Here is an 8,013-nt window from a genome sequence, read left to right as displayed (position 1 = left end):
TTATAAACCCTCTGATATCAATGTATTTGCTTGATTTATATATTTAATTTTTGACAATACGTTTTAAAGATGAGGGGGGATAACATGAAACACTTATCGATTCGTTGGAAAATCACGATTTTATCCTATATAGTCGTGATTTTTTCTTTATTGATAGGCGGAATTGTGATCGTTGCAAATATTCAACAAAAAGAGGAAAGAGATTTACGGATAAGATCCATGAATACGGCACGAACCGTCGCAGAGCTGTCCGACGTCAAGCAGGCTGTCAAGAAACCGGATGGCTGGGACAAGATCAATCCGATCGTGGAAGACATCCGCATTATTAATGAAACGGATTATATTATTGTGATGAATATGGAGCGAATACGCTATTCACATCCTGCGAAGGAGTTGATCGGAAAACGTTCGGAAGGCGAGGATGAAGAACCCGCTTTTGCCGAACATATTTACTTTTCAAAGGCCAAGGGTGAAATCGGAACAGTTCTCCGTGCTTTTATTCCGATTAAAGATGAAGACTTAAATCAAATTGGAGTTGTCCTGGTCGGTAACCGGATTCCAAGCTTCCAGGAAATCATGGTTGAAATGATCGACGAAATTCAATTTATTGTGATATTAACATTGATATTTGGTTTAATCGGGTCATTGATGCTCGCCCATCATATTAAAAAACAGATGTTTCAGTTAGAGCCTCATGAAATCAAACGGATGTTTGAAGAGCGGACAGCTACATTTCATTCAATTAATGAAGGTGTTATTGCCATCGATAATCACGAAATCATTACGATTTTCAATGAAAAGGCCAAGCTGATATTCAATGTTAAAGGAGATGTTGTCGGTAAACCGATACGCACCGTTTTAAAAGATACAAGACTCCCGGAAATTGTCGAGAAAAATCAGGCGGTTTATAATGAAGAGATAGAGGTAAGCGGAAAAGTAATTGTAAGCAACCGGATTCCGATTATGATCCATAACAAAACGATCGGTGCCGTCGCGATCTTCCAGGATCGTACTGAAGTCGCCAAACTAGCCGAAGAATTAACGGGTGTAAAAAACTTTGTTGAAGCACTAAGGGTGCAAAATCATGAGCATATGAACAAGCTTCATACGATTGCCGGCCTGATTCAGCTCGGAAAATCGGACAAGGCACTGGAGCATGCTTTTAATGCGTCGGAAGAACAGGAAAGCTTAACAAACTTTTTAAATAAAGCGATCAAGAACGACGCTGTCGCAGGTCTGCTTTTAAGCAAAGTAAGCAGGGGAAAAGAGCTCGGTATCCAGGTGATAATTGACGAGAACAGCCATTTGGAAACATTTCCTTTGCAGCTTGACCAACACGATTTTGTCGTGTTATTGGGGAACCTTGTCGAAAATGCCTTTGGATCTTTTGAATTAGGAGAAATAGAGAATAAAAGAATAGATATAAGCCTTGAACAGTCCGGGGATCTATGCGCTATTTTAATCGAAGATAACGGATGCGGCATTAAGGAAGAACACCTTTCAAGAGTATTTGAGAAAGGATTTACCGTAAACAAACGTGCTGGAACAGGCTACGGGCTTTATCTAGTTAAACAAATCGTCGAAAAAGGGAGAGGTGAAATCGAGGTTTCATCTCTTCCAGGTGAAGGCACATCTTTTACGATAACCTTCCCGATGGGAGTGGAGGAGGGATTGTATGGCACATAAAGACGAAATTAAAGTGCTGCTTATTGAAGATGATCCAATGGTCCAGGAAGTAAATAAAGAATTTATTGCAAGTGTAAGCGGCTTTCAGGTAGTCGCTGTCGCAGGCGATGGCGAAGAGGGAATCGAACTTGTGAAAAAATTGAAGCCAGAGCTCGTAATCCTCGATATTTTCATGCCCAAAAAAGACGGCATCAAGACGCTTCAGGAATTTCGAAAACAAAATCTGGAGTCCGATGTTATCGTTGTATCGGCTGCCAAAGATCGAGAAACAATCAAACTGATGCTGCAAAATGGTGCTTTGGATTATATTATAAAACCCTTTAAGCTGCAGCGGATTCAGCAGGCGTTGGAGAAGTACCGCCAATACAGAATCAGTATGAGAGATTCTGGAACAATGTCACAGGAACAGCTGGATCTGCTGCTTTATGCAGATCAACCAAAGGCAACAGATCCTCAATTGCCAAAGGGTCTAAATGAATTTACATTAAATGAGGTTATCAGCTATTTGCAGAAACAATCTGAACCGCGTTCTGCAGAAGAGGTAGCCAGCGGGATCGGAATCGCGCGAGTAACGGCCCGCCGTTATTTAGACTACCTTGATAAACGTGGTGTCATTAAGCTGGATGTCCAATATGGAGGGGTTGGCAGGCCGATTAACCGCTACTTAATTACTGAGTGAATGTGTCCTTTTCGCAATGTCAAGGCTCATTCTCTCAGGGGTTAGTTGAAAAAAGACCAAAATGAACAAAACATCCGTTATGACCATAAACTTCCCAGTCGTTAATGAAAACGTTATCATTCTGTTATGAGTAAAGGATGGCAGAAATTTTTCAGGCAAATAAGGGGAGGGGTTTCAATGAAGGTGAAATCATTATTCAAGAATTTAACCTTTCAAGTTTTGACTGCAATTTTTATAGGTGTGATGGTTGGTCTGATCTGGCCTAGTGTCGGAAAAGAAATGAAACCAATAGGGGACACATTTATAAATGCAGTAAAAATGGTCATTGCACCGATTATTTTTTTAACGATCGTACTCGGGATCGCAAAAATGGGCGATATGAAAAAAGTCGGCAAGGTTGGCGGAAAAGCGTTCATCTATTTTGAAGTCGTCACCACTTTAGCATTAGCGATTGGTCTAATCGTTGTTAACGTTGTGAAGCCTGGTGCAGGCTTGAATTTTAATGAACTTGAAAAAGGCGATGTTTCGCAATATACGCAAAATGGCGGCGAGGGTATTAACTGGATAGAGTTCGTCACCCACATTATTCCTTCGAATATGTTCGATGCATTTGCAAAGGGTGATATTTTACAAGTTTTATTCTTTTCGATTTTGTTTGGAGTAGGTCTTGCAGCTCTTGGGGAAAAAGGAAAGGGTCTTATCGATTTCCTTGATAAGCTGTCTCTCGTGTTCTTTAAAATTATCGGCTATGTCATGAAAGCAGCTCCGATTGGTGCTTTTGGTGCAATGGCTTATACAATTGGCAATTTCGGGCTCGCTTCCCTTGTACCGCTGGCTAAGTTAATGATGTCCGTCTATATCACGATGTTCCTATTCATTTTTGTCGTTTTAAATATGATTTGTAAAGCGTATGGTTTTAACCTCTGGAATTACTTAAAGTTTATTAAGGACGAAATCCTGATCGTACTGGGAACGAGTTCTTCAGAATCAGTGTTGCCGAGAATGATGGATAAAATGGAACGTTACGGTTGTTCGAAATCGGTTGTCGGCCTTGTTATCCCGACAGGCTACTCTTTTAACCTTGATGGAACTTCTATTTATCTATCGATGGCGGTTGTCTTTCTTGCCCAAGTATTCGGCGTAGACCTGTCAATCGGGCAGCAAATTACGGTCCTCTTAGTGTTAATGCTGACATCTAAAGGGGCTGCCGGCGTGACAGGCAGCGGATTTATCGTCCTTGCCTCAACTCTGGCAGCGCTGCAGGTTATTCCGCTCGAAGGGTTGGCATTGCTTCTCGGTGTCGATCGGTTCATGAGTGAAGGAAGAGCGATTGTGAACCTGATTGGAAATGGAATCGCCACCATTGTTGTTGCAAAAAGTGAAAAGGAATTTGACGAAACGAAGAGCGTAATCGCTATTTCGGAAATGAACGACTTGCGGAAAGCCGTCTAATTAAATAAAGAAGCTGTTGACCACAATTAAGGGGCCAGCAAGCAATCAATCCCGCTAAGTAAGCAGCCTGTTTACTCAGCGGGATTTTTTGTCGATCCGAACGGAGGATAGCCGACTGCACACGAGATTACTGGGTGAGTTCAGGTAAACTTGTGCTATTATTAGAATATAAATTTTTATATTTAAGCTTATGATTTCAATGTTTTTACCGTAAAACCAGGGGGATTGAGTGTATTGAAGAACCGTGAAGTTTCGTTGAGAGAAAGAAGTATCGTGTTTATCGGGTTTATGGGTGTGGGGAAAACGACGATCGGCAAGCTTGTGGCAAAAAAGCTTTATCGAGATTTTATCGATATCGATGATGAAATTGAGAAGGAATTCAATATGCCGGTTTCGCAGATTTTTGAAAAAATTGGCGAGAAAGCATTTAGGGAAAGAGAAAAGAGTCTGATTATTGATTTGTCCAAGCAAAAATTACATATTATCTCGGTCGGCGGCGGGGCTTTTTTACAAGAGGAAATCAGGGAAGAATGCTTGGCCTCCTGCATTGTATTCTTTCTCGATTTATCTTGGGAATCATGGAAAGAGAGAATAAGCCTGATAATCGATAGCCGCCCGGTTTTACAAGGAAGATCGATTGACGAGATAAAAGAACTGTTTTATAAGCGGCAAGAAATATACTCTACTCACCATTCAAAAGTTCAAACAGACAATCATGACATTGAGGAAATAGCCGATTATATAGTAGATTCGTTGAAACTGGCATGGGATATATATGAGCCCAATAAATAACAGTTTACATTCATTTTAAATAGTCGTTCGCTGGTGCCTCCGGTGCCTTTTTTGCTTTGAATATAGTACTTTAATCGTAGTTAAAAAGTCGCTAACATCATAGTCTCGTTCATACATAGTTACAATATAGCCTTTTTGGAGAAAAAAAGAAGAAATCAAAAAAGAAGAAAGTGAGTGACGGGATGCTGCCTCTAAATGAAAATTTAATTTGTTTGGATGTTGAAGCAAAAACGCCGGTAGAAGCAATAAGAAAGGCAGGGGCATTGTTGATGGATGAAGGTAAGGTTGAAGAGCGTTATGTCGACGCCATGGTGGAAGGGTTTAATGAGTTTGGACCTTATATGGCGGTTGCCCCATCGATTGCGATTCCACACGCAAGACCGGAACAGGGGGTTCTTGAACAGAGTCTTGCCTTGATACGTCTTAAAAATCCAGTTTTTTTCGGACACCATAGCAATGATCCCATCAAGCTAGTCTGTGCTGTTTGCGGAACTGACGGGAGCAGTCACACCGAAATATTGCAATCACTGGCCGCTGTATTGAGAGACAGGGCAAAATTAGAAATGATTATGCAAGCAAAAACGAAAGCGGACATCATGTCAATTTTATTTTGAGGGTAAATACATAAAAAAATACTTCTGCCAGCAATGAAAATAAACTGGCAGAAGTATTTTAAACGTTTTTCTTTTTTAGGTCTGGTTGCTTTTCTTCTAATTCAAATTCAGACGTAACTTCGTCTACAACATCTTTAGTAGAATTTTTAAATTCCTTTAAAGTTTGTCCAACTGCACGCCCTAATTGAGGCAGCTTCGCTGGCCCGAAAATGATTAAAGCAAGAATTAGAATGATGATTAAACCCGGTATGCCGATATTCGCCATGATCTCACCCCTAATATTCTATTAAACTAATGAGCCGCCATTAGCCAGGTATTTCTCAATTCCTTCTGCTGCACGGTAAGCCAGTGCTCCAACTGTGTTCGTTGGGTTGTAACCGGAGTTATGCGGGAATGCAGAAGCTCCTGGAACAAACACGTTTTCACAATCCCACATTTGCAGGTAGCTGTTTAACACACTTGTTGACGGGTTATCTCCCATGATGACTCCACCTGTATTGTGTGTGGATTGATAGTTACGAATATCGTAATCTTTAATATCGTCTCCACCTTTAAGGACATGAGTCGCACCCATTTCTTTCATGATTTCTTCCGACTTGTCACCCATGAACTTCATGAGGTTGCGGTCCTGGTCTTTCCAGTTGAAAGTCATGCGCAGCAATGGATCTCCGAAAGCATCTTTATAAGTTGGGTCCAAGTCAATGTAATTGTCCTGGAACGGCATACTTGCGCCTTGTGCTGCCAGAATCAGGTTTCTGTTGGCATAGAAAGTAGACTTTTCTTTAAATTCTTTACCCCAAGTTGGTGTGCCAGGCGGAACCCAGTTATTCGCAATCGGGCGGTCGCCCAGGTGTGTAATATGCATCGTTGCACCATGGATAAAGCCAAGGTTTGAATGGTCAAAGAAGTCGCCATTAAAGTCGTCAATTTGCGCACCTAAAGCACCAGCACCACCGTAAAGGTTGAACTCTTTATCATCAAAGAATCCTCGTGCACGGCCAAGGTATGTTTGGTACGCATAGTTTTTACCAACAACACCCGTTCCAGTCTTTGCATCATAAGGAGTACCTAATTGAGAGTTCAATAGGATTTTAATGTTGTTCATCTGGTAAGCAGATACAACAACAACTTCAGCAGGCTGGATGAATTCTTCGCCTGTACGCGTATCCACATATAGGACACCAGTTGCACGGCCGTTAGTATGGATTACTTTTCGAACAACTGAGTGTGTACGGACTTCAAAATTACCAGTTTCTTTGGCAACAGGTAGAACGGTTACTACTGGTGAAGCTTTTGCGCCATATTCACAGCCAAAACGCTCACAGAAACCACAATACTGACAAGCTGAACGGCTTACACCATCAGGATTGGTGTAATTTTGTGACAGGTTGTTTGAAGGCATATGGTACGGATGATAGCCAAGTTTTTTGCTTGCCTCTTTAAACAACTTAGTAACAGGTGTTTCAATCATCGGTGGATTCGGATACTCGATTTGCGGCGAACCTGGCAATGGATTCGGTTCACCTGATATTCCGGTCATCAGATCAAATTTATCAAAATAAGGCTTAAGTTCATCATAAGTGATACCCCAATCCTGCAATTGCATTCCTTGAGGAATCTTATCTTTTCCATACCGTTCAACCGTTTTAGAATAAATTTCAAAATCGTATGGAAGGAAGCGGAATGTTTGCCCGTTCCAGTGCATTCCAGAACCGCCGACACCGTCTCCAATCAGGAAAGAACCCCATTCGCGATAAGGCAGTGCTTTTTGATTCATATTGTGACGGAACGTAACTGTTTCCTTTGACATATCCTGCATCATTTCTTTGCGTTCAGCATAACGCACTTCGTCATGAGCCATAAAGTAATCCTCGGTTGAACGCTCTTTACCGCGTTCAATGCCAACTACTTTATAACCTTTACGAGTTAATTCAGCTGCGATGATTCCTCCAACCCAGCCTACCCCAACTAATACTATGTCCGTTTTTGGTAATTCTGTAGCCATTCTTTTTCACCCTTTATCCTTAATGTTTATGTTGAGAATTCAAAGCTTTTGGTTCCACAACGACAAATTGATCTTTTCCTAAATGGGTATACGCACCCTGGTGTCCAGGGAAGTTCTTCATCTTCCAGCCGGCCATATCTTTATTTCCGCCGTACATTGGATCAGCATAAGCGCCTTCAATCGTAACTTTGCGTAATAAAGTAAAGAAGAATTTAGAAGTAACTGAACCATTGATTTTCACTTTATCAGCTTCAAAATCTGTTAAAATTTCAATCTGCTGATCTTCTTCCAATTCAGGAAATTTAGCCTTGAAACGTTTATTTGCTTCGTCATTTAAGGCCATGATGCCAAGATCGAATATCTCCTGCCGCTTTAAGTGAGTCTGGTATCCCTGCTCAGGTACAGCTTCACCAGGAGAGAATGGACCCGACATATATTCCTTCGTGTTCAAACCAAACGGACCTGCCATCTGGTGATCAATATAGTAGGCAACCAATAATTCCTTTGCGCCAGGGCCCGCTTCTGTTTTCGGGAAAATGACTTCTGCAGCTGCATCGACAACTTGAAATTGCTCCGGAGTGAAGTACATTAATGCTTGATTTGGGTTCGCCGCAGCCTGTGAATGATCAACGGCAGGCTGTGATACCGGAGCTGCTGGTTTGTCTCCAAGCAAGCTTCCAAGTGCGCCTCCGAGTACAACGCCTCCAACAGTCAGACCAGAGTTCCGGATAAAGGTACGTCTTGTCGACTTGATTTCTTTTTTTACAACTTCTTTTTCAGACAAT

General features: G+C 41.6%; 8 protein-coding genes. 5 read left to right on the top strand and 3 right to left on the bottom strand.

The genetic code is table 11. The features are described from left to right. Positions 1 to 84: 84 nt before the first annotated feature. The 5 genes from CU635_RS04205 to CU635_RS04185 all read left to right on the top strand — a co-directional run bounded on the left by CU635_RS04205 (position 85) and on the right by CU635_RS04185 (position 5,223). Positions 85 to 1,686, top strand: a complete 1,602-nt coding sequence (locus CU635_RS04205; RefSeq protein ID WP_101575932.1) for an ATP-binding protein — start codon at positions 85 to 87, stop codon at positions 1,684 to 1,686. After that, the gene (locus CU635_RS04200; RefSeq protein WP_101575931.1) at positions 1,676 to 2,365 is read left to right on the top strand and encodes a response regulator; all 690 of its coding nucleotides are present in this window, start codon (positions 1,676 to 1,678) and stop codon (positions 2,363 to 2,365) included. The genes CU635_RS04205 and CU635_RS04200 overlap by 11 nt, the downstream gene beginning before the upstream one ends. A 177-nt stretch (positions 2,366 to 2,542) precedes the next feature. After that, a complete protein-coding gene (gene dctP, locus CU635_RS04195) occupies positions 2,543 to 3,817 on the top strand; it encodes a C4-dicarboxylate transporter DctP (RefSeq protein WP_101575930.1) in 1,275 nt (424 codons plus the stop codon). Positions 3,818 to 4,051: 234 nt separating this feature from the next. Next, positions 4,052 to 4,609, top strand: coding sequence for a shikimate kinase (locus CU635_RS04190; protein WP_101575929.1), 558 nt, complete (start codon positions 4,052 to 4,054; stop codon positions 4,607 to 4,609). A 170-nt stretch (positions 4,610 to 4,779) separates the two neighbouring features. Then, positions 4,780 to 5,223, top strand: coding sequence for a PTS sugar transporter subunit IIA (locus CU635_RS04185; RefSeq protein ID WP_245917318.1), 444 nt, complete (start codon positions 4,780 to 4,782; stop codon positions 5,221 to 5,223). Positions 5,224 to 5,281: 58 nt separating this feature from the next. Here the strand turns inward: CU635_RS04185 and tatA are convergent, their stop codons facing one another. Genes tatA through CU635_RS04170 form a run of 3 tightly spaced genes read right to left on the bottom strand, consistent with a single transcriptional unit; the run spans position 5,282 to position 8,012 of the window. After that, the gene (gene tatA, locus CU635_RS04180; protein ID WP_101575927.1) at positions 5,282 to 5,491 is read right to left on the bottom strand and encodes a twin-arginine translocase TatA/TatE family subunit; all 210 of its coding nucleotides are present in this window, start codon (positions 5,489 to 5,491) and stop codon (positions 5,282 to 5,284) included. 18 nt (positions 5,492 to 5,509) lie between these two features. Further along, positions 5,510 to 7,228, bottom strand: coding sequence for a GMC family oxidoreductase (locus CU635_RS04175; protein ID WP_101575926.1), 1,719 nt, complete (start codon positions 7,226 to 7,228; stop codon positions 5,510 to 5,512). A 19-nt stretch (positions 7,229 to 7,247) separates the two neighbouring features. Beyond that, entirely contained in the window at positions 7,248 to 8,012 is a 765-nt protein-coding gene (locus CU635_RS04170) for a gluconate 2-dehydrogenase subunit 3 family protein (RefSeq protein WP_245917316.1), read from the bottom strand. Position 8,013: the final 1 nt, after the last annotated feature.

It is taken from the genome of Bacillus canaveralius (genome assembly GCF_002860125.1).
GTDB lineage: Bacteria > Bacillota > Bacilli > Bacillales > Cytobacillaceae > Bacillus_BJ > Bacillus_BJ canaveralius.
The sequence above is the reverse complement of the archived record's forward strand: the minus strand, read 5'-3'. Positions and strand labels throughout refer to the sequence as shown.